The organism is Streptomyces sp. Root1304, assembly GCF_001426405.1.
Lineage (GTDB): Bacteria > Actinomycetota > Actinomycetes > Streptomycetales > Streptomycetaceae > Streptomyces.
This window is the reverse complement of record NZ_LMEP01000012.1, coordinates 1,172,599-1,198,539: the sequence shown is the minus strand read 5'-3', so window position 1 is coordinate 1,198,539 and position 25,941 is coordinate 1,172,599. Positions and strand designations below refer to the sequence as shown.

22 protein-coding genes are annotated in these 25,941 nt (G+C 70.9%); 8 read left to right on the top strand and 14 right to left on the bottom strand.

Features of this window, described 5'->3' with window-relative positions; translation table 11 throughout:
• Positions 1 to 13: 13 nt before the first annotated feature.
• Positions 14 to 1,429 (bottom strand): Fe-S cluster assembly protein SufB, encoded by a 1,416-nt coding sequence (gene sufB / locus ASD33_RS18205; RefSeq protein ID WP_056561066.1) that lies wholly within the window; start codon positions 1,427 to 1,429, stop codon positions 14 to 16.
• Positions 1,426 to 2,151, bottom strand: a complete 726-nt coding sequence (locus ASD33_RS18200; RefSeq protein ID WP_056561062.1) for a metalloregulator ArsR/SmtB family transcription factor — start codon at positions 2,149 to 2,151, stop codon at positions 1,426 to 1,428. Before ASD33_RS18200 ends, sufB begins: the two co-directional genes overlap by 4 nt.
• Positions 2,152 to 2,543: 392 nt before the next feature.
• On the opposite strand from ASD33_RS18200, the gene ASD33_RS18195 reads away from it, so the two are divergent.
• The 3 genes from ASD33_RS18195 (at position 2,544) to ASD33_RS18185 (ending at position 5,392) form a co-directional block, all read left to right on the top strand.
• Positions 2,544 to 3,494 carry an ABC transporter ATP-binding protein gene (locus ASD33_RS18195; protein WP_056561059.1) on the top strand — a complete coding sequence of 317 codons (951 nt, stop codon included), beginning with the start codon at positions 2,544 to 2,546 and terminating at the stop codon, positions 3,492 to 3,494.
• A gap of 139 nt (positions 3,495 to 3,633) precedes the next feature.
• Complete coding sequence (locus ASD33_RS18190; protein WP_056561584.1) at positions 3,634 to 4,350, top strand: ABC transporter permease; 717 nt, start codon at positions 3,634 to 3,636, stop codon at positions 4,348 to 4,350.
• A 73-nt stretch (positions 4,351 to 4,423) separates the two neighbouring features.
• Positions 4,424 to 5,392, top strand: coding sequence for a COX15/CtaA family protein (locus ASD33_RS18185; RefSeq protein ID WP_107103752.1), 969 nt, complete (start codon positions 4,424 to 4,426; stop codon positions 5,390 to 5,392).
• 29 nt (positions 5,393 to 5,421) lie between these two features.
• On the opposite strand, the gene ASD33_RS18180 is transcribed toward ASD33_RS18185, so the two are convergent.
• From ASD33_RS18180 to ASD33_RS18170, 3 genes are all read right to left on the bottom strand, one after another.
• On the bottom strand, positions 5,422 to 6,522 hold the full coding sequence (locus tag ASD33_RS18180) for an amidohydrolase family protein (protein WP_056561053.1): 1,101 nt from the start codon (positions 6,520 to 6,522) through the stop codon (positions 5,422 to 5,424).
• Positions 6,523 to 6,597: 75 nt separating this feature from the next.
• On the bottom strand, positions 6,598 to 6,918 hold the full coding sequence (locus ASD33_RS18175; RefSeq protein WP_056561050.1) for a hypothetical protein: 321 nt from the start codon (positions 6,916 to 6,918) through the stop codon (positions 6,598 to 6,600).
• Positions 6,919 to 7,041: 123 nt separating this feature from the next.
• Positions 7,042 to 7,989 carry a heme o synthase gene (locus ASD33_RS18170; RefSeq protein ID WP_056561046.1) on the bottom strand — a complete coding sequence of 316 codons (948 nt, stop codon included), beginning with the start codon at positions 7,987 to 7,989 and terminating at the stop codon, positions 7,042 to 7,044.
• Between the two features lie 314 nt (positions 7,990 to 8,303).
• On the opposite strand from ASD33_RS18170, the gene tkt reads away from it, so the two are divergent.
• Genes tkt through pgl form a run of 5 tightly spaced genes read left to right on the top strand, consistent with a single transcriptional unit; the run spans position 8,304 to position 14,891 of the window.
• The gene (tkt, locus tag ASD33_RS18165) at positions 8,304 to 10,391 is read left to right on the top strand and encodes a transketolase (protein WP_056561043.1); all 2,088 of its coding nucleotides are present in this window, start codon (positions 8,304 to 8,306) and stop codon (positions 10,389 to 10,391) included.
• 36 nt (positions 10,392 to 10,427) lie between these two features.
• Positions 10,428 to 11,546 carry a transaldolase gene (gene tal, locus ASD33_RS18160; RefSeq protein ID WP_056561041.1) on the top strand — a complete coding sequence of 373 codons (1,119 nt, stop codon included), beginning with the start codon at positions 10,428 to 10,430 and terminating at the stop codon, positions 11,544 to 11,546.
• A 5-nt stretch (positions 11,547 to 11,551) separates the two neighbouring features.
• On the top strand, positions 11,552 to 13,084 hold the full coding sequence (zwf, locus tag ASD33_RS18155; protein ID WP_056561038.1) for a glucose-6-phosphate dehydrogenase: 1,533 nt from the start codon (positions 11,552 to 11,554) through the stop codon (positions 13,082 to 13,084).
• A complete protein-coding gene (gene opcA / locus ASD33_RS18150; RefSeq protein ID WP_056561035.1) occupies positions 13,081 to 14,124 on the top strand; it encodes a glucose-6-phosphate dehydrogenase assembly protein OpcA in 1,044 nt (347 codons plus the stop codon). The genes zwf and opcA overlap by 4 nt, the downstream gene beginning before the upstream one ends.
• Complete coding sequence (gene pgl, locus ASD33_RS18145; protein ID WP_056561032.1) at positions 14,121 to 14,891, top strand: 6-phosphogluconolactonase; 771 nt, start codon at positions 14,121 to 14,123, stop codon at positions 14,889 to 14,891. The genes opcA and pgl overlap by 4 nt, the downstream gene beginning before the upstream one ends.
• A 22-nt stretch (positions 14,892 to 14,913) precedes the next feature.
• Here pgl and ASD33_RS18140 read toward each other — a convergent pair whose 3' ends face one another.
• The 9 genes from ASD33_RS18140 to ASD33_RS18100 form a co-directional block, all read right to left on the bottom strand.
• Entirely contained in the window at positions 14,914 to 16,488 is a 1,575-nt protein-coding gene (locus ASD33_RS18140; RefSeq protein WP_056561029.1) for a PH domain-containing protein, read from the bottom strand.
• A complete protein-coding gene (locus ASD33_RS18135; RefSeq protein WP_056561026.1) occupies positions 16,485 to 16,985 on the bottom strand; it encodes a PH domain-containing protein in 501 nt (166 codons plus the stop codon). Before ASD33_RS18135 ends, ASD33_RS18140 begins: the two co-directional genes overlap by 4 nt.
• A 4-nt stretch (positions 16,986 to 16,989) precedes the next feature.
• Positions 16,990 to 18,642 (bottom strand): glucose-6-phosphate isomerase, encoded by a 1,653-nt coding sequence (gene pgi / locus ASD33_RS18130; protein ID WP_056561583.1) that lies wholly within the window; start codon positions 18,640 to 18,642, stop codon positions 16,990 to 16,992.
• A 169-nt stretch (positions 18,643 to 18,811) separates the two neighbouring features.
• On the bottom strand, positions 18,812 to 19,147 hold the full coding sequence (locus tag ASD33_RS18125) for an RNA polymerase-binding protein RbpA (RefSeq protein ID WP_079044832.1): 336 nt from the start codon (positions 19,145 to 19,147) through the stop codon (positions 18,812 to 18,814).
• Between the two features lie 77 nt (positions 19,148 to 19,224).
• Positions 19,225 to 19,455, bottom strand: coding sequence for a preprotein translocase subunit SecG (gene secG / locus ASD33_RS18120; protein WP_056561581.1), 231 nt, complete (start codon positions 19,453 to 19,455; stop codon positions 19,225 to 19,227).
• 97 nt (positions 19,456 to 19,552) lie between these two features.
• On the bottom strand, positions 19,553 to 20,344 hold the full coding sequence (gene tpiA / locus ASD33_RS18115) for a triose-phosphate isomerase (protein ID WP_056561018.1): 792 nt from the start codon (positions 20,342 to 20,344) through the stop codon (positions 19,553 to 19,555).
• Between the two features lie 7 nt (positions 20,345 to 20,351).
• A complete protein-coding gene (locus ASD33_RS18110) occupies positions 20,352 to 21,563 on the bottom strand; it encodes a phosphoglycerate kinase (protein WP_056561015.1) in 1,212 nt (403 codons plus the stop codon).
• Positions 21,564 to 21,675: 112 nt separating this feature from the next.
• Complete coding sequence (gene gap / locus ASD33_RS18105; RefSeq protein WP_056561012.1) at positions 21,676 to 22,686, bottom strand: type I glyceraldehyde-3-phosphate dehydrogenase; 1,011 nt, start codon at positions 22,684 to 22,686, stop codon at positions 21,676 to 21,678.
• Positions 22,687 to 22,904: 218 nt separating this feature from the next.
• Entirely contained in the window at positions 22,905 to 25,856 is a 2,952-nt protein-coding gene (locus ASD33_RS18100) for a M14 family metallopeptidase (RefSeq protein ID WP_056561009.1), read from the bottom strand.
• Between the last annotated feature and the right edge of the window lie 85 nt (positions 25,857 to 25,941).

Genomic DNA, 25,941 nt, shown 5'->3' with positions numbered 1-25,941 from the left:
GGTGCGGTGGCTGTTAGCCGACCGCGCCTTCCATCTGCAGCTCGATCAGCCGGTTGAGCTCCAGGGCGTACTCCATCGGGAGTTCCTTGGCGATGGGCTCGACGAAGCCGCGGACGATCATCGCCATGGCCTCGAACTCGGTGAGGCCGCGGCTCATCAGGTAGAAGAGCTGGTCCTCGGAGACCTTGGAGACGGTGGCCTCGTGGCCCATGGAGACGTCGTCCTCGCGCACGTCCACGTAGGGGTACGTGTCCGAGCGGGAGATCGTGTCGACGAGCAGCGCGTCGCAGAGCACGTTGGACTTGGCGCCCGGGGCACCCTCGCCGATCTCGATGAGACCGCGGTAGGAGGTGCGGCCGCCGCCTCGCGCCACCGACTTGGAGACGATGTTGGAGGAGGTGTTCGGGGCCATGTGGACCATCTTGGCGCCGGCGTCCTGGTGCTGGCCCTCGCCCGCGAAGGCGATGGACAGGGTCTCGCCCTTGGCGTGCTCGCCCATGAGGTAGACGGCCGGGTACTTCATGGTGACCTTGGAGCCGATGTTGCCGTCGACCCACTCCATGGTGGCGCCCTCGTAGGCGACGGCGCGCTTGGTCACCAGGTTGTAGACGTTGTTCGACCAGTTCTGGATGGTCGTGTAGCGGCAGCGGCCGCCCTTCTTCACGATGATCTCGACGACGGCGCTGTGCAGCGAGTCCGAGGAGTAGATCGGGGCGGTGCAGCCCTCGACGTAGTGGACGTAGGCGTCCTCGTCGACGATGATCAGCGTCCGCTCGAACTGGCCCATGTTCTCCGTGTTGATACGGAAGTAGGCCTGGAGCGGGATCTCGACGTGCACGCCCTTCGGCACGTAGATGAACGAGCCGCCGGACCAGACGGCCGTGTTCAGGGAGGCGAACTTGTTGTCGCCGACCGGGATGACCGTGCCGAAGTACTCGCGGAAGAGCTCCTCGTGCTCCTTCAGCGCGGTGTCGGTGTCGACGAAGATGACACCCTGCTCCTCCAGGTCCTCGCGGATCTGGTGGTAGACGACCTCGGACTCGTACTGGGCGGCGACACCGGCGACGAGGCGCTGCTTCTCCGCCTCGGGGATGCCGAGCTTGTCGTACGTGTTCTTGATGTCCTCCGGCAGGTCCTCCCAGGACTCGGCCTGCTTCTCGGTGGACCGCACGAAGTACTTGATGTTGTCGAAGTCGATGCCGGAGAGGTCCGAGCCCCAGGTGGGCATGGGCTTCTTGCCGAAGAGCCGCAGACCCTTGAGACGCAGCTTCAGCATCCACTCGGGCTCGTTCTTCTTCGAGGAGATGTCGCGGACGACGTCCTCGTTCAGACCGCGCTTGGCGGTGGCACCGGCGGTGTCGGAGTCGGCCCAGCCGTACTCGTACCGACCCAGGCCCTCGAGCTCGGGGTGGCTGATCTCGGTGGTCATGCGGGGTTCCTCCCGGCCGTGCTTGCGGATGCTGATTCAGTGGTCTGTGGAGCGCTGTGCGGGATGAACGTGGTGCAGACGCCGTCACCGTGGGCGATGGTGGCCAGACGCTGGACGTGTGTTCCCAGGAGGCGGGAGAAGAACTCCGTCTCCGCCTCGCACAGCTGTGGGTACTGCTCGGCGACGTGGGCCACCGGGCAGTGGTGCTGGCAGAGCTGCTCGCCGACCGGCGCGTTCCGCGCAGTGGCAGCGTACCCGTCCGCGGTCAGGGCCTTGGCGAGCGCCTCGGCCCGCCGCTCGGGCTCGGCCGCGTCGACGGCCTCGCGGTAGCCCTCGGACTGGGACTCGATGCGGTCGCGGGCGAAGGCCGCCACGGCCGCCTCCCCTCCCGCGTTGCGCTCGATCCAGCGCAGTGCCTCGACGGCGAGCGAGTCGTAGGACTGGTCGAAGGCGTCCCGGCCGCAGTCGGTGAGCGCGAAGACCTTGGCGGGACGGCCGCGGGTACGGGTCCCGTAGACGCGCTTCTCGCGGGCCTCCACGACGCTGTCGGCGACGAGCGAGTCGAGGTGGCGGCGGACGGCGGCCTGGGTGAGGCCGAGCCGCTCGGCCAGGTCGGCGACGGTCGAGGGACCGTGGTCCAGGATCGACCGCGCGACCCGGTTGCGCGTCGAACGCTCTCGGGTCGCGAGTTCCTCCACCGGAGCCGCGCCAACGTTTTTCACAACGCCATTGTTGCGTAATTAATCTCGGACTGACAAGCCGCGCCGGTGGCGGCCTCGGTGCCGTACATCACTCAGGTAAGGCTTACCTGAGCTGCAAAAACGATCATTCGTAGGACGAATCAGCGCTCCGGCCCGCCCCGCCTAGGGCCTGTCGTCACACTCCCGTCGTTGCCCGAAGGGCGGCCCCGCGGCGTCTGGTGCGTGCTCTCGGCGTGCCGGGCGGAAGCCCTCGTACTGGACCGTACTCGGGCTTTCGCCCGGTGCGGCGAGAGCGCGTGCCAGGCGTCGTGGGGCAGACGGGAGTGTGACGACAGGCCCTAGCGGCCGGGTGCGGCCGCCCCGTCCCGGGACCCGGGCCGGGAGGACCTTCGCCCCCTCTCTAGACTTCCTCCATGCGCGGGACCCAGCACACCGACTCCGACTCCGCCTCCGTCGTCCAGGTCCGCGGCCTGGTCAAGCGGTACGGGAGCAAGACCGCCGTCGACGGCCTCGACCTCGACGTACGGGCGGCCGCGGTCACCGCCGTCCTCGGCCCAAACGGCGCCGGCAAGACCACCACCATCGAGACCTGCGAGGGCTACCGCAGGCCCGACGCCGGCACCGTCCGCGTCCTCGGCCTCGACCCGGTCGCCGACGCGGCCGCCCTGCGCCCCCGGATCGGCGTCATGCTCCAGTCCGGCGGCGTCTACTCCGGCGCCCGCGCCGACGAGATGCTCCGCCACATGGCGAAGCTCCACGCCCACCCCCTGGACGTGGACGCCCTGATCGAGCGCCTCGGCCTCGGCTCCTGCGGGCGCACCACCTACCGGCGTCTCTCCGGCGGCCAGCAGCAGCGCCTCGCGCTCGCCATGGCCGTCGTCGGCCGCCCCGAGCTGGTCTTCCTCGACGAGCCCACCGCCGGACTCGACCCGCAGGCCCGCCGCGCCACCTGGGACCTCGTGCGCGAGCTGCGCGCCGACGGCGTGACCGTGGTCCTCACCACCCACTTCATGCAGGAGGCGGAGGAACTCGCCGACGACGTCGCCATCGTCGACGCCGGCCGGGTCGCCGCCCAGGGCAGCCCCGAGCAGCTCTGCCGGGGCGGCGCCGAGAACACCCTGCGCTTCACCGGACGCCCCGGACTCGACCTGGGCTCGCTCCTGAAGGCGCTCCCCGACGGCACGGCCGCGGCGGAGCCGCTCCCGGGCACGTACCGGATCAGCGGCACCGTCGACCCGCAGCTGCTCGCCACGGTCACCAGCTGGTGCGCCCAGCACGGGGTCATGCCCGACGGCATCGCCGTCGAGCGCCACACCCTCGAAGACGTTTTTCTCGAGCTCACGGGCAAGGAGTTGCGCGGATGACGCCGGTCGACACGGTGATTCGCCGGGGGCCCGGGGGTCGCCCCCCGGGTCGGCACAGCATGGAACCGACGAGCAGGGAACCGCGGTCGTGAGCACTGGTACGTACGCGCCGAAGCCCGGCGCCGCCCCCGTCGGCCGGATGATCGCGGCGCAGACCGCCCTCGAGACCCGGATGCTGCTGCGCAACGGCGAGCAGCTGCTGCTCACCGTGATCATCCCCTCGCTGCTGCTCGTGCTGTTCTCGACGGTCGACATCGTCGACACCGGCGCCGACGAGGCCGTCGACTTCCTCGCCCCGGGCGTCCTCGCCCTCGCCGTCCTGTCGACCGCCTTCACCGGCCAGGCCATCGCGACCGGCTTCGAGCGGCGGTACGGGGTGCTCAAGCGCCTCGGCGCCTCCCCGCTCCCCCGCTGGGCCCTGATGACCTCGAAGACGCTCGCCGTCCTGGTCACCGAGGTCCTCCAGATCGCCCTGCTGACGGTGATCGCCCTGGCCCTGGGCTGGTCCCCGCACGGCAACCCGCTCTCCGTCCTGCTCCTCCTGGTCCTCGGCACGGCCGCCTTCTCCGGCCTCGGCCTGCTGATGGCGGGCACCCTGAAGGCGGAGGCCACGCTGGCCGCGGCCAATCTGGTGTTCCTGCTGCTCCTGGTGGGCGGCGGGGTCATCGTCCCGCTGGAGAAGTTCCCGGACGCGGCCCGCTCGGTCCTGGAGCTGCTCCCGATCTCGGCCCTCTCCGACGGGCTGCGCGCGATCCTCCAGGACGGCGCGTCCCTGCCCTGGGGCGACGCCCTGACCCTGGCGGTCTGGGCGGTGCTGGGCCTCGGCGCGGCGGCGAAGTTCTTCCGCTGGGAGTAGCGGAGGGATCCCAGAGGGTGACGTTTCCCGACAAGGCACCCCTCGTGAAAGCGTGCACAAGCCCCCGCCTACGATAGGGCGCGTGCTGACCCCCCTCGCCTCCATCGCCAGGCGCTGGACCCCGTCCCCCAGGACGCTCCGGCGCGCCGCGCTCTCCGCCGTCGTGATGAGCGTCCTCATCATCGTCACGGGCGGCGCGGTCCGGCTGACCGGTTCCGGTCTGGGCTGCGACACCTGGCCCAAGTGCACCGACGACAGCCTGATCGTCACGCCCGAGCAGGGCTACCGCGGCGTGATCGAGTTCGGCAACCGGATGCTGACGTACGTCCTGTCGGCCGCCGTCGGCTGGGCGATCGTCGCGGCCCGGTCCACCAAGCCGTGGCGGCGCGGGCTCACCCGGCTCGGCTGGGCCCAGTTCTGGATCGTGATGAGCAACGCCGTCATCGGCGGCATCACGGTGTGGATGGGCCTCAACCCGTGGACGGTGGCCGGCCACTTCCTCGCCGCGAACTCCCTGCTCACGGTCGCGGTCATCACCTGGCACCGGACCGGCGAGGGCGACACCGCCCCCCGCCCGCGCGTGCCGCGCCCGGTGCGGAAGCTGTCCTGGGCGATCACGATCGTCTCGGCCCTGCTCATCGTGCTCGGTACGACGGTGACCGGCGCCGGCAAGCACGCCGGCGACAGCAGCGACGTCCCGCGCATGCCCTGGAACTGGACGGACGCCGCGCACGTCCACGCCATCGCCGCCTGGGTCGTCTGCGCCCTGGCGCTCGCGATGTGGCTGGTCCTGCGCGTGGTCGACGCCCCGCTCGACACCCGGGCCCGCGCCCGCGACCTGCTGATCGTGCTGCTCGCGCAGGGCGTCATCGGCTACGTCCAGTACTTCACCGGGGTTCCCGAGCTCCTGGTCGCCGCCCACATGCTCGGCTCCTCGCTGATGTGGATCGCCGTGCTGCGGCTCGCCCTGAGCCTGCGCGAGCGCCCGGTGCCCACCGCGGACATCCCGGCCCAGGCCGACGCGGAGCTGGCCAAGGCCTGAGTCCCGGCCACCCCCGCGACCCGACGGGTCTACCGGCTCCCCGCCAGCCGGTAGACCCGTCGCGCGTTCTCCGCCGCGATCATCCCCGCCACCCGCTGCGCGTCCGTACGGGACCAGGCGCCGTCCATGACCCATTCGCCGAGCACCCGGGTGAGCGCGGTGCGGAAGACGCTCGCGGCCACCACGTGCAGCTCGGGCAGCCCGTGGGCGCCGCTGGAGAACAGCAGCTTCCCGAAGGGCGCCCGCTCCAGGACCTCGGCGAGGACGGCCGCCGCCCGCGCCCCGCTGTGGGCGAGGACGGGGCCCAGGTCCGCGTAGACGTGCGGATGGACCCCGGTCAGGTGCGCGGTGGCCCGGTGGTGCGGGTAGGAGTGCAGCAGGACGAGGTCGGTGCCGAGCCCCGCCGTGGCGGCGGCGAAGTTCGCGAGGGCCGCCGGGTCCCGGTCGTCGGTGTGCAGCTGGAGGGGGCGCCCGGCGGTGACCGCGGTCCAGAGCAGATGGCGCAGCAGGACGGGGTCGGTGAGCGGTCCGCCGGCCGTGCGCCGGGCGAGCCAGCGCCCCGCGGCGCCGCGTACCTCCCCGGGTCCGGGTGGGGCGGGCGTGCAGCCCGGCCCCTGGCGTACGCCCGCGGCGGAGGCGAGGGCCACGGCGTGGACGGCGGCCCCGTGGACGGCCTCGGCGAGGTTGCCGAGGAAGTTCTCGACGGTCCCCGAGGTGTCGGCGACCTGTGCGGCGAGGGGTTCGAGGCGGACGACCTCATGGGCCTCCGCGGCGCCCGCGGCGGCCAGCTCGGCGGGGCCCGTGAGGTCGCCGGGGAGTCCGGTGTCGACCAGGTAGGCGGCGATCCCGGAGGCCCTGAGCAGCCGGCGACCCGCCTCCGCCGCCCCGAGTTCGCGCCGGCGTGCGAGGTAGCGGGCGGGCGGGCAGTGCGGTTCGAGCCCGAGGACCGGTGGGCACCAGCGGCGGACGGCGAAGCCGGTCTGTGTGTCGAAGAAGGTGGTGCCCGGGGCGGGCAGCGTGCCGCTCCCGCCGAGCTGGGCGCCGAGGCGGGCCTCGAAGGTGCCGAGGCCGAGCTCCGTGCGGAGCACCCCGTGGCAGTACTGGTCCACCAGGTCCGGCGTGTCGATCATCTCGGGGGGCTCCCTGTGTGGACGTGTCGCGTCTCCACACGTCCTAACGGGTGAGCCCCGCGCGAGGTTGTTGCCTCAGCTGTTGGAGGGTCCGCCGATCTGGATGCCGGCCATCCGGGTCCACTCGTACGGGCCGGTGGTGACCTTGGCGGCGAACTCGCCGTCGAACTCCTCGTGGAGGGTCAGTCCGGCCTTCTCGGCGGCCAGGCGGGCGATCTCGTGCGTCGGGGCGACGAGGTCGCCCCAGCCGCCGTCGGTGCCGACCAGGACGATGCGGGTGCCCGCCTGGCCGATGTGCGCGAGGTGTCCCTCGGAGCCGCCGTGCTGCTCGGAGAAGGCCTTGATCTCCTTGGCGAGCCTGGCCGCCCTGCGCTCTTCCTGCTTCGTTTCTGCCATGAAAGGGATGCTACCGAGCGGTAGATCCACTGGCGACGGCCGGGCCGTGTGGGCTGTCCCACGTGACCCGGCCGTCGGCCGTTCCGCTCGTACGAGCGGGAGGAGTGCGGTGTCAGACAGGCCCTAGCGGAGGAAGGGGTCCACGGCGACGGCCACGAAGAGCAGCGACACATAGGTGATGGACCAGTGGAAGAGGCGCATCTCCTTGAGCTTCGCGCCGGTCGCGCCCGCCTTGGCGCGGTTGAGCAGCGCGTGCGCCTCCCAGAGCCACCAGCCGCCGGTGAGCACCGCCACGGCGGTGTAGAACCAGCCGGTGTAGCCCAGGGGGGTGAGGAGCAGCGAGACGGCGACCATCACCCAGCTGTAGAGGACGATCTGCTTGGCGACGACCTTGTTGGAGGCGAGCACCGGGAGCATGGGCACGCCGGCCCGCGCGTAGTCGTCCTTCACCTTCATGGACAGCGGCCAGTAGTGCGGCGGCGTCCAGAAGAAGATGACGAGGAAGAGGATGACCGCGGCCCAGGACATCGAGTTCGTCACGGCGGACCAGCCGATGAGCACCGGCAGGCAGCCGGCGATGCCGCCCCAGACGATGTTCTGCGCGGTGCGCCGCTTCAGGATCATCGTGTAGACCACGACGTAGAAGAGGAGCGCGCCGAGCGAGAGCGCGGCGGACAGCCAGTTGACGAGCAGGCCGAACCAGAGCGTGGAGATCACGGCGAGGCTGAGGCCGAAGACCAGGCCCTCTCGCGGTGTGAGCACGCCGGTGACCAGCGGTCGCTGGGAGGTGCGGTCCATCAGCGCGTCGATGTCGCGGTCGATGTACATGTTCAGCGCGTTGGCGCCGCCCGCCGACAGGTAGCCGCCGAAGCAGGTGGCGAGCACCAGCCACAGGTCGGGCACGCCCTGCTCGGCGAGGAACATCACCGGCACGGTGGTGATGAGCAGCAGCTCGATGATCCGCGGCTTGGTCAGCGCCACGAATGCCTTGACGCGGGCCCCGAACGGCCGATGGCCCCCCGGGCTGGGAGTCAAGACGACCCCTGCGGGTCGGGACTCGACGGCCGTCACGCACACCCCTGACAGAGAAATTCCCAGCAAGCTCCCCGGATGAAGACGGGGTAAAGCTTGCGCGTACCACGCCACTGTAGACGTTGCCCAGACGCCGATCTTCGCGGGGGTGGGGTCGTGTTGAGGCGGTGTGTCCCAAGGCGTGGACGCGCTTCGGGAGGCGAAGTCGCACGGGCGGCGGCAGTCTTGCCCTGTCCGCTCATTTGAGGGGCATGCACACGAAAAGAGGGGCGTTCCGGCGGGGGTAGGCTCGACAACGCCGGTACACCCTCAGTCACCGGCCCAAGACATGTGGAGAGGAGCCCTGACCCAGGGTGAGCACTAAGCCGACCACCACAGACCTCGAGTGGACCGAGTTGGACCAGCGGGCCGTCGACACCGCCCGCATCCTGGCCGCGGACGCCGTACAGAAGGTCGGCAACGGCCATCCCGGTACGGCGATGAGCCTGGCGCCCGCCGCGTACACCCTCTTCCAGAAGGTGATGCGGCACGACCCGGCCGACCCCGAGTGGGTCGGGCGCGACCGGTTCGTCCTCTCCGCCGGCCACTCGTCCCTGACCCTCTACACCCAGCTGTACCTGGGTGGCTTCGGGCTCGAACTGGACGACCTCAAGGCCTTCCGCACCTGGGGCTCGAAGACCCCGGGCCACCCGGAGTACGGCCACACCGCCGCCGTCGAGACGACGACCGGCCCGCTGGGCCAGGGTGTCGCCAACGCGGTGGGCATGGCGATGGCCGCCCGCTACGAGCGCGGTCTGTTCGACCCGGAGGCCGCCGACGGCGCTTCTCCGTTCGACCACCGGATCTACGCCATCGCCGGTGACGGCTGCCTGCAGGAGGGCATCTCCGCGGAGGCGTCCTCGCTCGCCGGCCACCAGAAGCTCGGCAACCTGATCCTGCTGTGGGACGACAACCACATCTCGATCGAGGGCGACACCGAGACGGCCGTGTCCGAGGACACGATGAAGCGGTACGAGGCGTACGGCTGGCACGTCCAGCGCGTCGAGCCGCAGGCCAACGGCGACCTGGACCCGGCCGGGCTGTACGCGGCGATCAGGGCCGCCGAGGCCGAGACCGGGCGTCCGTCGTTCATCGCGATGCGCTCGATCATCGCCTGGCCCGCGCCGAACGCGCAGAACACCGAGGCCGCGCACGGCTCGGCGCTCGGCGACGAGGAGATCGCGGCCACCAAGCGCGTCCTGGGCTTCGACCCGGAGCAGACCTTCGAGGTCTCGGACGAGGTCATCGCGCACACCCGTTCGCTGGGCGACCGCGGCCGTGAGGCCCGCGCCGCCTGGGAGAAGCAGCTCGCCGAGTGGCGTACGGCCAACCCGGAGCGCGCGGCCGAGTTCGACCGCATCCAGGCCAACGAGCTGCCGGCCGGCTGGGCCGAGAAGCTCCCGGTCTTCGAGCCGGGCAAGGGTGTCGCCACCCGTGCCGCCTCGGGCCAGGTCCTCAAGGCGCTCGGCGCGGTCATCCCGGAGCTGTGGGGCGGCTCGGCCGACCTCGCGGGCTCGAACAACACGACGATCGACAAGGACTCGTCGTTCCTCCCCGAGGGCAACCCGCTCCCGGAGGCCGACAAGTACGGCCGCACGATCCACTTCGGCATCCGCGAGCACTCCATGGCCGCGGAGATGAACGGCATCGCGCTGCACGGCAACACGCGCATCTACGGCGGCACCTTCCTGGTGTTCTCCGACTACATGCGCAACGCCGTGCGTCTGTCGGCCCTGATGCACCTGCCGGTGACGTACGTCTGGACCCACGACTCGATCGGTCTGGGCGAGGACGGCCCGACGCACCAGCCGGTGGAGCACCTGGCCTCGCTGCGCGCGATCCCGGGTCTCAACGTGGTCCGTCCGGCGGACGCCAACGAGACGGCCATCGCCTGGCGCGAGATCATGCAGCGCCACACCAAGGTCTTCGGCAAGGGCGCCCCGCACGGTCTGGCGCTCACCCGCCAGGGCGTGCCGACGTACGCGCCGAACGAGGACACGGTCAAGGGCGGCTACGTGCTGTTCGAGGCCGAGGGCGGCGACGCCGAGGTGGTCCTGATCGGTACCGGTTCCGAGGTGCACCTGGCCGTCGAGGCCCGCGAGCAGCTCCAGGCCGCCGGTGTCCCGACCCGGGTGGTCTCGATGCCGTCCGTGGAGTGGTTCGAGGAGCAGGACCAGGAGTACAAGGACTCGGTCCTGCCGCCGTCGGTCAAGGCCCGCGTGGCGGTCGAGGCCGGCATCGGTCTCACCTGGCACCGGTACGTCGGGGACGCCGGCCGGATCGTCTCGCTGGAGCACTTCGGTGCCTCGGCGGACGCGAAGGTCCTCTTCCGCGAGTTCGGGTTCACTCCGGAGGCCATCGTCGCCGCCGCACGGGAATCGATCGCTGCCGCCGCGCGCTGACGCGGATACGTACGACTCAATGGAGATGCAATTCTCATGACAGACGCTCTCAAGCGCCTCTCCGACGAAGGCGTCGCGATCTGGCTGGACGACCTCTCGCGCAAGCGGATCACGTCCGGCAACCTGGCCGAGCTCATCGACCAGAGCCATGTGGTCGGTGTGACCACCAACCCGTCGATCTTCCAGAAGGCCATCTCGCACGGGGACGGTTACGAGCAGCAGCTCGCGGACCTCGCCGCCCGCAAGGTGACCGTCGACGAGGCCATCCGCATGATCACGACGGCGGACGTCCGCGACGCCGCCGACATCCTGCGGCCGGTCTTCGAGGCGACCGACGGCCAGGACGGCCGGGTCTCCATCGAGGTCGACCCCCGTCTCGCCCACGAGACGACCGCCACGATCGCCGAGGCCAAGCAGCTGGCCTGGCTGGTGGACCGGCCGAACACGCTCATCAAGATCCCGGCCACCAAGGCGGGTCTGCCGGCGATCACCGAGGTCATCGGCCTCGGCATCAGCGTCAACGTGACGCTGATCTTCTCGCTGGAGCGCTACCGCGCGGTCATGGACGCCTACCTGGCGGGTCTGGAGAAGGCCCGCGAGCGCGGCCTCGACCTCTCCAAGATCCACTCGGTGGCGTCCTTCTTCGTCTCCCGTGTGGACTCGGAGATCGACAAGCGCCTGGACGGCATCGGCACCGACGAGGCCAAGGCCCTCAAGGGCAAGGCCGCGCTGGCGAACGCGCGCCTCGCCTACGAGGCGTACGAGGAGGTCTTCTCCTCGGAGCGCTGGGCCGCCCTCGACAAGGCGCAGGCCAACAAGCAGCGTCCGCTGTGGGCCTCGACCGGCGTCAAGGACCCGGCGTACAAGGACACCCTGTACGTCGTGGACCTGGTCGCCCCCGGCACGGTCAACACCATGCCGGAGGCCACCCTGGAGGCCACCGCCGACCACGGCGTCGTCTCCGGTGACACCGTGCGCGGCACGTACGACCAGTCGCGCGCCGAGCTGGCGGCCGTCGAGAAGCTGGGCATCGCCTACGACGACGTCGTGCAGCTCCTGGAGGACGAGGGCGTCGAGAAGTTCGAGGCGTCCTGGAACGACCTGCTCAAGTCCACCGAGGCGGAGCTCTCGCGCCTCGCACCTTCGGAGGCGTAAGCACTTTGAGCGCAGTCCACGGAGCCAACCCGCTCCGTGACGCCGCAGACCGACGGCTCCCGCGCATCGCGGGGCCGTCGGGTCTGGTGATCTTCGGCGTCACGGGCGATTTGTCCCGTAAGAAGCTGATGCCTGCCGTCTACGACCTCGCCAACCGCGGCCTGCTGCCGCCGGGCTTCTCGCTCATCGGCTTCGCCCGGCGCGAGTGGCAGGACGAGGACTTCGCGCAGGAGGTCCACGACGCCGTCGAGCAGCACTCGCGCACCCCGTTCCGCGAGGAGGTGTGGCAGCAGCTGATCCAGGGGATGCGTTTCGTCCAGGGCGACTTCGACGATGACGACGCCTTCGAGCAGCTCAAGGCCACCATCGAGGAGCTGGACAAGGCGCAGGGCACCGGGGGCAACTTCGCCTTCTACCTGTCCGTGCCGCCGAAGTTCTTCCCCAAGGTCGTCCAGCAGCTCAAGAAGCACGGGCTCGCCGACCAGAAGGACGGCTCCTGGCGCCGCGCGGTCATCGAGAAGCCCTTCGGTCACGACCTGGTCTCCGCCAAGGAGCTCAACGAGGTCGTCCACGAGGTCTTCCCGCCCAACGAGGTCTTCCGGATCGACCACTACCTCGGCAAGGAGACCGTCCAGAACATCCTGGCGCTCCGCTTCGCCAACACCCTCTTCGAGCCGATCTGGAACCGGTCGTACGTCGACCACGTGCAGATCACCATGGCCGAGGACATCGGCATCGGCGGCCGCGCCGGCTACTACGACGGCATCGGCGCCGCCCGTGACGTCATCCAGAACCACCTGCTCCAGCTGCTCGCGCTGACCGCGATGGAGGAGCCCGCCTCCTTCGACGCCGACGCGCTCGCGGCCGAGAAGACCAAGGTCCTCGGCGCGGTGAAGCTGCCCAAGGACCTGGGCGAGTCCACGGTCCGCGGCCAGTACGCGGCCGGGTGGCAGGGCGGCGCGAAGGCCGTCGGCTACCTGGAGGAGGACGGCATCGACCCCCAGTCGAAGACCGACACCTACGCCGCCGTGAAGCTGGAGATCGACAACCGCCGCTGGGCGGGCGTCCCCTTCTACCTGCGCACCGGCAAGCGTCTGGGCCGTCGCGTCACGGAGATCGCGGTCGTCTTCCAGCGCGCCCCGCACTCCATCTTCGACCACACCGCGACCGAGGAACTCGGCCGCAACGCCATCGTCATCCGGGTCCAGCCGGACGAGGGCGTGACGATGCGGTTCGGCTCCAAGGTGCCCGGCACCCAGATGGAGATCCGGGACGTGTCCATGGACTTCGCGTACGGCGAGTCCTTCACGGAGTCCAGCCCCGAGGCGTACGAGCGGCTCATCCTCGACGTCCTGCTCGGCGACTCGAACCTCTTCCCGCGCGTCGAGGAGGTCGAGCTGTCCTGGAAGATCCTCGACCCGATCGAGCAGTTCTGGGACAAGCACGGCAAGCCCGCGCAGTACCAGTCCGGGACCTGGGGTCCGGTCGAGGCGGACGAGATGCTCGCACGAGACGGACGGAGCTGGCGCCGGCCATGAAGACCGACCTGACGGACACCACGTCCTCCAAGATCAACAAGGCGCTGGTGCTCGGGCGGCGGGCGATCGGCACCCCGGCCGTCGGCATGGTGCTCACCCTCGTCATCGTCACCGACGAGGAGAACGCCTACGACGCCCTGAAGGCGGCCAACGACGCGTCCCGCGAGCACCCCTCGCGGACCCTCGTCGTCATCAAGCGGGTCTCGCGCTCCCCGCGGGACCGTTCCCAGGCACGGCTCGACGCCGAGGTCCGCCTCGGCGCCGACGCCAGCACCGGCGAGACGGTGGTCCTCCGGCTGTACGGCGAGGTCGGCGACCACGCCCAGTCGGTGGTCCTGCCGCTGCTCCTCCCGGACGCGCCGGTCGTCGTCTGGTGGCCGGTGAACGCGCCGACCGACCCGGCGAAGGACCCGCTGGGCGCGCTCGCCCAGCGCCGGGTCACCGACACGTACGCCGCCGAGCAGCCCATCCACGAGCTGACCGCGCGCGCGGACGCGTACACCCCGGGGGACACGGACCTCTCCTGGACCCGGATCACCCCGTGGCGCTCGATGCTGGCCGCCGCGCTCGACCAGGTCGTGTGCGAGGTGACCTCCGCCGAGGTGGAGGGCGAGGAGTTCAACCCCAGCGTCGAACTGCTCGCCATGTGGCTCGCGGAGCGGCTGAAGGTTCCCGTGCGGCGCGCGAAGTCGGCGGGCCCCGGTCTCACCTCCGTACGGATGGAGACCAGCTCCGGCCCGATCGTGCTCGACCGGCCGGACGGCTCGCTCGCGACGCTCTCCATCCAGGGGCAGCCGGACCGTGCCGTGGCGCTCAAGCGCCGCGAGACGGCCGAGCTGATCGCGGAGGAGCTGCGCCGGCTCGACCCGGACGACACCTACGCGACGGCGCTCAAGTTCGGTCTCGAACGACTGGACGAGGAGGCGGCCATGACCGCTCCCGAGCCCGAGGAGGTCGTGGAGACGGTCGAGGCACCGGCCCCCGCGCCCGCCAAGCCCTCGGCGAAGAAGGCCACGGCCAAGAAGGCGGCGGCCAAGTGAGCACCCCTCAGCTGGTCGTCCACCGCGACAAGGAACTGATGGCCGAGGCCGCCGCGGCCCGGCTGATCACCCGGATCGTGGACGCCCAGGCCGTCCGCGGCTCCGCCTCGGTGGTCCTCACCGGCGGCCGCAACGGCAACGGCCTGCTCAAGGCCCTCGGCTCGACGCCCGCCAGGGACGCGATCGACTGGTCGCGGCTCGACCTCTGGTGGGGCGACGAGCGGTACCTGCCCGAGGGAGACCCCGAGCGGAACGTCACCCAGGCCCGGGAGGCCCTGCTCGACCGGGTGCCGCTCGACCCGGCCCGGGTGCACGCCATGCCGGCCTCGGACGGGCCGTACGGCGCCGATGTCGACGCCGCGGCGGCCGCCTACGCGGCGGAGCTCGCCGCCGCCGGGGACGGCGCGGTGCCGGCCTTCGACGTCCTGATGCTGGGCGTCGGCCCGGACACCCATGTGGCCTCGCTCTTCCCGGAGCTGCCCGCGGTCCGCGAGACCGAGCGGACGGTGGTCGGTGTGCGCGGCGCGCCCAAGCCGCCGCCGGTCCGGATCTCGCTGACCCTTCCGGCGATCCGGTCGGCCAAGGAGGTCTGGCTGCTCGCGGCCGGCGAGGACAAGGCGAAGGCGGCGGCCATCGCGCTGTCGGGCGCGGGCGAGGTGCAGGCCCCGGCTGCGGGCGCCCGCGGCCGCTCGCGCACGCTGTGGCTGCTCGACGCGGCGGCCGCGTCGGAGCTGCCGCGCGGTCTGTACCCGCCGGCGTCGGCCTGATCCCACGCCCCTGAGGCCCGGTTCACCCCTCGGCGGACCGGGCCTCCGGCGTGTGCACGGGCTCGGGCGCGAGCTCGGGTACGGGTTCCAGGAAGGGCGCGAGCAGGTCCGGTACGGCCTCGGCGGCGAAGGCCAGGCCCTGGCTCCGGCCCGCGTCGAGGATGTCGTACGCCCCCGCCCCGGCCGCCGTGGTGGCGGTGAGCGTCAGGAGGCCGGCGCGCCGCTGGAAGTACGACTGCTTGACCGTCCAGCCGATGACCCCGGAGCGCTGGAGGGCGACCGTGGCGCGCCGGACCGTACCCGAACGGGTCACCAGATAGCCGCCGCTGACGCCGTGCCCGAGGCCGCGGTAGGCGTCCAGGGCGAACAGCACGGCGACCGGGGTGCCGACGACGGCGCAGCCGGCCGCCACGTACAGCAGGACCGGGGTGAGGAGCAGTCCGAGGAGGACGAGGACCGCGACGGGCACGAGGACGGTCCAGAGCGCCCAGCGCACCCTGCGGGTGCGGGCCGCCCGGGGGTGGGCGGCGAGGGGCGCCCCGGTGGGCGGCTCCGGCTCGCGCAGCACCTGGGCGGCGATCCGGTCGGCGAGGTCCCGCTCCACGGGCGGCAGCAGGTTCTTGAGGTCGGCGTGCTTGTCGCCGTCGTCCTGGGCGAGGCCGGTGGCGACGGCGTCGACGCGGGCCGCCCCGCACAGCCGGACGCCGAGCGGCTGGACCAGTTCGATCCCGCGCAGCCGGCGTTCCTCCAGGGAGACCGAGCGGGCGGTGAAGAGGCCGCGCGAGACCCGGAGGGTGCCGCCGGGCTCCCGCTCCAGGCGGTAGTTCCACCACATCTCGACCCAGAGCCCGAGGGCGCCGACCGCGCCGACGAGGGTGGCGACGAGGATCAGGTCGACGATCGTCCAGGCGAGGGAGACGTCCTCGAAGCGGTCCCCTATCCAGTCGATGACCTTCCCCTGGGCGCCGAACCACTCGCTGACCTGGAGGACGGCTCCGACGGCCGCGCCGCCGAGGGCGGGGGCGAGGAAGGAGACGGGGGCGAAGCGGATCCAGCGCGGGTCGAGGACGGCGAGGGCGTCGTCGTGCTCCGGTTCCCCGGCGGGTGCGACGGCGGTGCGGGCGAGCAGTTCGCGCCGGAGCCGCTCGCCCTCGGCCCGGGTGACCAGGTCGAGTTCGAGGGTGGACTCGCCGCCGGTGTGCTCGCCGGTGCCGACCCGGACCTTGACGAGGCCGAAGACGCGCTGGAGGGGGTTGGCGCTGAGGTCGGCGCTGCGGACCCGCTCGCGGGCGAGGGAGCGGCGCTGGACGACCAGGAGGCCGGTGTGGAGTTCGACCCGCTCGGGCCCGACCCGGTAGCGGGTGCGGCGGAAGCGGACCGTCTCGGCGACGGCGGTGGCGCCGAGGACGAGCGCGAAGCCCGTGGCGACCCAGGCGAAGGCCTGCCACAGGGGACGCGTCCCGGCCAGGCCGAACGCGACGGGCAGGGCGGCGCCGCCGAGGACCCCGGCGAAGAGGGCGACGCGGACGAGGACGGTGCGGGGGTCGAGGCGCAGCCAGTCCTGGCCGGCCGCGGCCCCGCCCGTCCCCTCGCTCATGTGGCGTCCCCGGGGGTGGCCTGGGTGATCACGGTCAGCCGCTCGGCGAGGCCGGCGGCCAGCTCGTGGTCGAGGCCCTCGATCCGGAGGGCGCCCTTGGAGGAGGCCGTGGTCACCGTCACGGTGGCCAGCCGGAACAGCTGTTCCAGCGGGCCCCGTGAGGTGTCGACGGTCTGGATCCGCGACATCGGCGCGATCCGCCACTCCTGCCAGAAGGCCCCCGTGCGGACGTAGACGGCGTCCTCGGTGACCTCCCAGCGGTGCACGCGGAACCACCAGGCGGGGAGGAACGCGGTGCAGCCGAGGCCCAGGGCCGCGAGGACTCCCGCCGACAGCAGCAGCCAGGACCGGGCGGGCCCGATCAGGGTGCCGAGGACGGCGAGGACCAGCACCGGTACGGCGGTGGTCGCCAGGAGCCGGCTGCGCCACCAGGTGACGGCCCGCTCGTCCACGGCGTTCCTGGGCGGTCGCAGCCGCACCGCGTCCTCCCCCGTCATGTGTCTACCGTCCGCGCAGCGAGCGGTAGGCGGTGACCAGTCCGGCGGTGGAGCTGTCGAGCCGCTCGCCGCCCTCTCCCCCGGTCAGTACCGGCTCGATCCGCTTGGCGAGGACCTTGCCGAGTTCGACGCCCCACTGGTCGAAGGAGTCGATGTTCCAGATCGCGCCCTGGACGAAGACCTTGTGCTCGTAGAGGGCGATCAGCTGGCCGAGGACGGACGGGGTGAGCGCGTCGGCGAGGATCGTGGTCGTCGGGTGGTTGCCCTGGAAGGTCTTGTGCGGGACCAGTTCCTCGGGGACGCCCTCGGCCCGTACCTCCTCCGCGGTCTTGCCGAAGGCCAACGCCTGGGTCTGGGCGAAGAAGTTGGCCATGAGCAGGTCGTGCTGGCCGACCAGGCCGGGCGGCAGGTCGTCGACGGGCCGGGCGAAGCCGATGAAGTCGGCCGGGATGACCTTGGTGCCCTGGTGGATCAACTGGTAGTACGCGTGCTGCCCGTTGGTGCCCGGGGTGCCCCAGACGACGGGGCCGGTCTGCCAGTCGACCGGGTTGCCCTGGCGGTCCACCGACTTGCCGTTGGACTCCATGTCCAGCTGCTGGAGGTAGGCGGTGAACTTGGACAGGTAGTGGGAGTACGGCAGCACCGCGTGCGACTGGGCGTCGAAGAAGGCGCCGTACCAGACGCCGAGGAGGCCGAGCAGCAGCGGCGCGTTCTCCTCGGGCGGGGCGGTGCGGAAGTGCTCGTCGACGAGGTGGAAGCCGTCGAGCATCTCGCGGAAGCGGTCCGGTCCGATGGCGATCATCAGGGAGAGGCCGATGGCGGAGTCGTACGAGTAGCGGCCGCCGACCCAGTCCCAGAACTCGAACATGTTCGCCGTGTCGATGCCGAACTCCTCGACCTTCTCGGCGTTGGTCGAGAGGGCGACGAAGTGCTTGGCCACGGCGTCCTGGTCGGCCCGGAGGCCGGTGAGGAGCCAGTTGCGCGCGGAGGTGGCGTTGGTGATCGTCTCGATGGTGGTGAAGGTCTTCGAGGCGACGACGAACAGCGTCTCGGCGGGGTCGAGGTCGCGGACGGCCTCGTGGAGGTCGGCGCCGTCGACGTTGGAGACGAAACGGAACGTCAGGTCCCGCTGGGTGAAGGAGCGCAGGACCTCGTAGGCCATGGCGGGGCCGAGGTCGGAGCCGCCGATGCCGATGTTGACGATGTTCTTGACCGGCTTGCCGGTGTGGCCGGTCCACTCGCCGGCGCGGACCCTGTCGGAGAACGCGCCCATCCTGTCGAGGACGGCGTGGACGCCGGGGACGACGTTCTCCCCGTCGACCTCGATCACGGCGTCCCGGGGGGCGCGCAGCGCGGTGTGGAGGACCGCGCGGTCCTCGGTGGTGTTGATCTTCTCGCCGCGGAACATCGCGTCGCGCAGCTCGGCGACGCCGGTGACGGCGGCCAGTTCGCGCAGCAGGGTCAGCGTCTCGTCCGTGACGAGCTGCTTGGAGTAGTCCAGGTAGAGGTCACCGACGCGCAGGGCGTACGCGGTGCCCCGCTCCGGGTCGGCGGCGAACAGTTCGCGCAGCCGGGTCCCGCCCAGCTGCTCACGGTGCTTGCCGAGGGCCGCCCACTCGGGCAGCCGGTTCAGCCTGGTGCGGCCTTCGTTGTTCATCTCGGACATCGCCCACTTCTTCTCGTCCTGCTTGTCTGCCCCGCTGCACCCCCAAACCTAATTGATCAGAGGGGCGGGCGACGCGAAGGCGGGCGTGAACGGCGAACGGGCCCCGCCCGCGAACCGAGTTCGCGGGCGGGGCCCGTTCGTCACACCGTCACACCATGCTTCAGATCTCGCCGCGCAGCTTGGCGAGCGCCTCGGCGAGGATCGCCTCGCCGTCCGCGTCGCTGCGTCGCTCACGCACATAGGCGAGGTGGGTCTTGTACGGCTCCGTGCGCGGCGGGTCCGGCGGGTTGTCCCGGTCCTGACCTGCCGGGAAGCCGCAGCGCGGGCAGTCCCAGGTCTCCGGGACCGCCGCCTCGCTGGCGAAGCTCGGCTGCGTCTCGTGCCCGTTCGAGCACCAGAAGGAGATGCGGGCGCGCGGCGCCGATTCGCCCCGCTCGGCCTCGCCCATCGGCCCCGCTCCGACCCGGCTTCCCCGGATCGCGTTGCCACTTGCCACGGTCGTAACTCCCTGCGTGATGGTGCTCGAAGATGCCCCAGTCTACGTAAGGCCCAACGCGCGTCCAGTGTTCGGAGTTACCCGTCCAACTTCATCAGCAGACCAAGTACCACAATGCAGGCGAACCAGAGCAGACCGATCACAACGGTGATCCGGTCCAGGTTGCGCTCGGCGACCGAGGAGCCACCCACGGAGGACTGCATGCCGCCACCGAACATGTCGGAGAGGCCGCCACCCTTCCCCTTGTGCATCAGCACGAGCAGCATCAGCAGCGCGCTGAAGACGATCAGGGCGATCGAGAACCCCATAACCACGGCTGGACCAACTTCCTCGGACTTATACGGACGGGGGCCGGGCACCTGCCCGACCCCCGCAAGGGTACGACGTAACTCCGCTACCGCATACTCACTGGTCGCGGAAGCGGGCGATCTTGACGAACTCGTCGGCGTCCAGTGCCGCGCCGCCCACCAGGGCGCCGTCGACGTCCGGCTGCGCCATGATCGCGGCGACGTTCCCGGACTTGACCGAGCCGCCGTACTGGATGCGGACCTTGTCGGCCAGCTCCTGCGAGTACAGCTCCGCGAGACGGCCGCGGATCGCTCCGCAGACCTCCTGCGCGTCCTCCGGGGTGGCGACCTCGCCGGTGCCGATGGCCCACACCGGCTCGTAGGCGATCACGATCGACTCGGCCTGCTCGGCCGGGACGTCCTTCAGGCCGCCGTCGAGCTGGGCGAGGGTGTACTCGACCTGCCGGCCGGCCTTGCGGATGTCGAGGCCCTCGCCGACGCAGAGGATCGGGGTCACGCCGTGCTTGAAGGCGGCCTTCACCTTGGCGTTGCAGACCTCGTCGTTCTCGGCGTGGTACTGCCGGCGCTCGGAGTGGCCGACGGCCACGTAGGCGCACTTCAGCTTGGACAGCATCAGGCCCGAGATCTCGCCGGTGTAGGCACCGGAGTCGTGCGCCGAGATGTCCTGGGCGCCGTACTTGATCTTGAGCTTGTCGCCGTCGATCAGGGTCTGGACGGACCGCAGGTCGGTGAAGGGGACCAGGACCGCGACCTCACAGGCGTCGTAGTCCTTGTCGGTCAGGGCGAAGGCGAGCTTCTGGACGTGGGCGATGGCCTCGAGGTGGTTGAGGTTCATCTTCCAGTTGCCCGCCATCAGCGGGGTGCGGCCAGAAGAAACAGATGCAGTCATAAGGTGCTTAGCCCTCCAGTGCGGCGAGGCCGGGAAGCGTCTTGCCCTCGAGGTACTCGAGGGAGGCGCCGCCGCCGGTCGAAATGTGGCCGAATGTGTTCTCGTCGAAGCCCAGGATGCGGACGGCCGCGGCGGAGTCGCCACCACCGACCACCGTGAAGGCCGGGGAGTCGACGAGCGCCTGGGCGACGGCCCTGGTGCCCTCGGCGTAGTCGGGGTGCTCGAAGACGCCCATCGGACCGTTCCAGAAGACGGTGGCCGCGTCGGCGAGCTTCGAGGCGTAGAGCTTACGGGTCTCCGGACCGATGTCCAGACCCATCTGGCCGGCCGGCATGGCGTCCCAGGCGACGGTCTCCGGGTGGGCCGGGGCCTTGGTCTTCATGTCCGGGAACTCGGACGAGACCAGCACGTCGACGGGGAGCACGAACTCCACGCCGCGCTCCTTCGCACGCGCCAGGTACTCCTGGACGACGGGGATCTGGTCCTCCTGGAGCAGCGAGGTGCCGACCTCGTGGCCCAGGGCCTTGAGGAAGGTGAAGACCATGCCGCCGCCGACGAGGATGCGGTCGGCCTTCTCCAGGAGGTGGTCGATCACGCCGAGCTTGTCGGAGACCTTGGAGCCGCCGAGCACGACCGCGTACGGCCGCTGGACGTCCTCCGTGAGCTTCTTCAGGACGCCGACCTCGGTGGCGATGAGGTAGCCGGCGGCGTGCGGGAGGCGCGCCGGCAGGTCGAAGACCGAGGCGTGCTTGCGGTGCACGGCGCCGAAGCCGTCGCCGACGTACAGGTCGGCGAGGGCCGCGAGCTGATCGGCGAAGGCGCCGCGCTCGGCGTCGTCCTTCGAGGTCTCGCCGGCGTTGAAGCGGAGGTTCTCGATGACGGCCACCTGGCCGTCGCCGAGCCCGGCGACCGTGGCGGTGGCGGACTCGCCGACCGTGTCGGTCGCGAAGGCCACCTCGGCGCCGAGCAGTTCGCCGAGGCGCGCGGCGGCCGGGGCGAGCGAGAACGCCGGGTCCGGGGCGCCCTTGGGGCGGCCCAGGTGCGAGGCGACCACGACGCGGGCACCCGCGTCGGCGAGCGCCCTGACCGTGGGGACGACGGCGCGGATGCGGCCGTCGTCGGTGATGGTGGTGCCGTCGAGCGGCACGTTGAGGTCGGCGCGGACGAACACACGCTTTCCTTCGACGCCCTCGTGGAGAAGCTCGTCGATCGTCTTCATCTGTTAACAGACTCCTTGGTACGCGGTGGAGCACACAAACAGGGCTCGCACAGCGCGGCGTTGCGCTGCCCGAGCCCTGCTCACATCGAAAGCCTGCCCTGAACCCTAGGGCTTAGAGCTGGCCGCCGACGAAGACGGTGAGGTCGACGAGTCGGTTGGAGTAGCCCCACTCGTTGTCGTACCAGCCGAGGATCTTCACCGTCTTGCCGTCCTGGACCATGGTCAGGGAGGCGTCGAAGGTGCAGGAGGCCGGGTCGCCGACGATGTCCGAGGACACGATCGGGTCCTCGGTGTAGAACAGGAAGCCCTTGAGGTCGCCGTCGTCGGCGGCCTTCTTGAACGCGGCGTTGACCTCGTCCTTGGTGACCTCGCGGTCGAGGGTCACGACCAGGTCCGTGGCGGAGCCGGTCGGGACCGGGACGCGCATGGCGATGCCGTCGAGCTTGCCCTTGAGCTGCGGGAGGACCAGGGCGGTGGCCTTCGCGGCACCGGTCGTGGTCGGGATGATGTTCTCCGCGGCGGCGCGGGCGCGGCGCAGGTCCTTGTGCGGGAAGTCCAGGATGCGCTGGTCGTTGGTGTACGCGTGGACCGTGGTCATCAGGCCCTTGACGATGCCGAAGTTCTCGTCGAGAACCTTGGCCATCGGCGCGACACAGTTGGTGGTGCACGACGCGTTCGAGATGATGTCGTGCTGCGCCGGGTCGTACTTGTCCTGGTTGACGCCCATGACGATGGTGATGTCCTCGTCGGTGGCCGGAGCCGAGATGAGGACCTTCTTCGCACCGCCGGCGAGGTGCTTCGCGGCGTCGGCCTTCTTGGTGAAGATGCCGGTCGACTCGATGACGATGTCGACGCCCAGCTCGCCCCAGCGGATGTCGGCGGGGTCACGCTCGGAGAGCACCTTGATGGTGTGACCGTCGACGGTGATGGTGTCGGCGGTGTGGGTGACCTCTGCCTTGAGGCGGCCGAGGATGGTGTCGTACTTCAGAAGGTGGGCCGTGGTCGCGGTGTCGCCCAGGTCGTTGACAGCCACGATCTCGATGTCCGCACCCTGCTCAAGCAGCGCGCGGAAGTAGTTCCGGCCGATGCGGCCAAAGCCGTTGATGCCTACGCGGATCGTCACGAACCGATCTCCTCGTTAGGTACGCCGGTGTGCTCGACGCCGGCGAGATTCTTGTTTTTTGGGATGTCCCCGACCGCTTACGACCCTACCCCCCCGGGCGTGCGGGAGTGACATCCAGCGCATCCGTACGAGCCCGGAAAGTGAGGGAAAACGGCCGACGGCCCGTACCTACCAACGGGTACGGGCCGTCATGGGACCTTTGTCCCCACTACTCTCCGTCAGCGCCGGAGCGCCCCGAGGGCGCGTCCGACGAGCCGTGCGCGGTCGGTCGCGCCGGGCACGTGCTCCAGGCCGTAGCCGAGGAGGACGGTGTCCCGGGTGGTGACCGCGGCCTGCGAGTGGAAGAGCGCGGCGGAGCGCGTCCAGTCGGAGCCGTTGCCGGGGCTGCCGGCGGGCGCGCCGGGGACGGTCCAGGCGCCGAGGGCGGTCTCGAAGCCCTCCGCCTCGGTGCTGCTCGCGGTGACGAGGCGGGTGTCGTCGACGAAGGCGCCCATCTCGCCCGTGCCGGGGTCGGAGACGTAGGAGATCGAGAGCTCGACCTGCTTGCCGGCCCAGGCGCTCAGGTCGACGGAGGCCTGCCGCCAGCCGTTGGAGGGGCCGGTGAAGGCGTTCCAGGAGCCGGTGGTGCCGGTGGCGGCGCAGCCGTCCTCGCCGACGGTGAGGTAGTGGGCGAGGAAGGGGTGGCCCTGGACGTAGTAGCCCTCGCCGCAGTCGGCGGGCGGCTCGGCGGAGGTGCCGCCGTTGGTGTCGGGCAGCGTCGTCCAGTCGTCCTGGCCGACGGTGTGGGCCTCGACGACGAGGTTGTCGTAGCCGGGCTCGGTGTCGTAGCTGACCTGGAAGTCCAGCCGGGGTCCGGCCGCCGCGGGGACGCCGGTGAGGTCGACGGTCCTGCTGAGCCGGGCCCAGGTGTCGTCGGCGTGCTTGACGGCCATGAAGCTCTTGCCCTCGGCGGGCTCGAAGGGGGTGCGGATGCCCGGGTAGTCACCGGCGGACGCGCTGCTCGCGAACTGCGGGAAGTCCTTCGGCTTCAGGGTGTCCGAGGTGACGGTGTACGCGCCCGCGTTGTCCAGCGGGTTGTCGGCCGCGGAACCGAGGGCGGCTCCGACGCCCGCGAAGGCGCCGCCGCCGGCGAAGGCGGGCGGGTTCTTGAGGCCGGCGCGGTGGTAGGCGCCGAGGTAGTACTGGGCGAAGTCGTTGGACTCGGCGAGGCCGATCCGGGTGAGTCCGCCGGACTTCTCGCCGGCGTTGATCAGCTTCCCGCCCTCGTTGAGGTAGGCGCGGACGGCGAGCTGGGCGGCCCCGGAGGGCCGCTCGGCGCCGGTGTACCAGACGACGGTGCGGAAGTGGGAGAGGACGCCGAGGGCGTCCGGGGTGCCCTGGGTGGCGACGTCCCAGACGGCGGCCCTGCGGCCGTTGTCGGCGAGCGCCTTCACGTACTCCGCGGTGTGCTTCGCGGCTGTGGTGCCGCCCTCGTCGGCGAGGACGAGGACGTCGCCGCGGGGGCGCTCGGCGACCTTGTAGGTGAAGGGGGCGGAGGCGGTGGCCCGGCCCTCGCGGGTGCGGGCGGTGAACCAGACCTCCACGGAGTCGCCGGGCTCGGCGCCCTCGACCTCGCCGCGGTACTCGTCGAAGTAGAGGTTGTCCTCGCCGCCGTAGGTCTCGCCGCCCTTCCAGGCGTCGAGCTGCTCGCTGTGGGTGCGGCCGCCGTTGATCCGGTACTTCAGGGTCTTGCCGCGCAGCGACTTGCGCGCGGTGACGGCGACCTCCTGGTCCTCACCGCGGGCGTAGGAGGCGGTGAAGGACTTCGGGGTGAGATCGGGGGCGTCGATGCCGACCGGGGAGACGGGCCGGTCCGGGTGGGCGGCGGTCTCGGCGACGGCGAGCGCGAAGGGGATGTTCTTGGCGAACTCGGCCTGGATCAGCTTCTCGTCGTCCGGGAAGGTGAAGACGGAGGCGCAGTCGGCCGGGTTCCAGGCGTCGTTCGGGTCGATCCGGGACGCGGTGGCGCAGGTCGACATCTCCGGGGTGAACATCTGCATCCCGTTGACGTTGGCGGCGTGTCCGTCCGCCTCGCCGTTGGTGATGTACAGCTCGGAGGAGACCTGCGGCCGGTAGCCGGGGACGGCCGAGTTCTGCGGGGTGCCGGCGAGGGCCTTGAGGGCCACGTCGTCGGGGGTGTCGGTGGCGATCTGCCAGCCCACGCCGTACAGCAGGAGCTGGGCGGCCGAGTGGTAGTTGATGCCGTACGCGAAGCCGATGCGCTTCTGGAAGGCGTCGAGGGCCTTGGTCTCGGGCTCCGACATGGGGCCCGTGCCGCGGAAGGTCTCGTCGGTCGGGTCGGGGGACGAACCCTCGTTGTCGTAACCCCACTTGTAGGCGAAGTTGCGGTTGAGGTCGACGCCGTCGGCGGCCGTGAGGCGTCCGTCGCCGTCGTTGTCGTGGAGGTTCTTGCGCCACTGCCGGTTGTCGGGGTCGGCGTGCGTGTAGTCGTAGCCGTCCGGGTTGGCGGAGAGCACGAACCACAGCTCGGTGGAGTCGACGATCCGGGTGATCCGCTCGTCCTTGCCGTATCCGTCGAGGTAGTGGTGGAGCAGCCGCCGGGTCATCTCGGGGGTGATCCACTCGCGCGCGTGCTGGTTGGACATGTAGAGCGTGGCCGGCTTCGAGCCGTCCTTGGCGCGCTGGGCGCCCTTGCTCACCTTGAGGGCGAGGATGTCCTGACCCTTGAGGGTCTTGCCGATGGAGACGACCTTGGTGATGCCGGGGTTGGCCCGCGCGGTGTCCAGGATCTCCTGCTTGAGGCCGTTCGGGCCTCCGTACGGGCGGAAGACACCGTCCCCCGCGGCAGCGACCCGCTTCTCGGCCTGGGCGGACAGGCTGTGCTCGGCGAGTTCGACACCCTTGCCGCGCAGCTGCCCGGCCTGCCGGCCGGTGAGGAAGAGCTCGACCGTCGCGGAGCCCTTCGCGGGCACCTGCTCGGTCAGCTCATGGGCGTCGGCCCCGGCTTCGAGGAGCAGCGGTACCTGCTCCGCCGTGACCTCGGCACGCCATACGGAGAGGGCGTCACCGCCGTCCCGGTCGTTCGGCTGCGCTCCGGCCACGGGTGCCGCCGCCACTCCAGCGATCAGCAGTGAAGCCGCGGCGAGGATCGATCTCGCTCTGCGTCTCATGAGCCCCCCTTGCTGTTGTCTGCCACGAAGGTGAACAGACGCCAGGCTCATGGGCGCCCAGGGCACTGTCAAGGGTGCCTGTCGG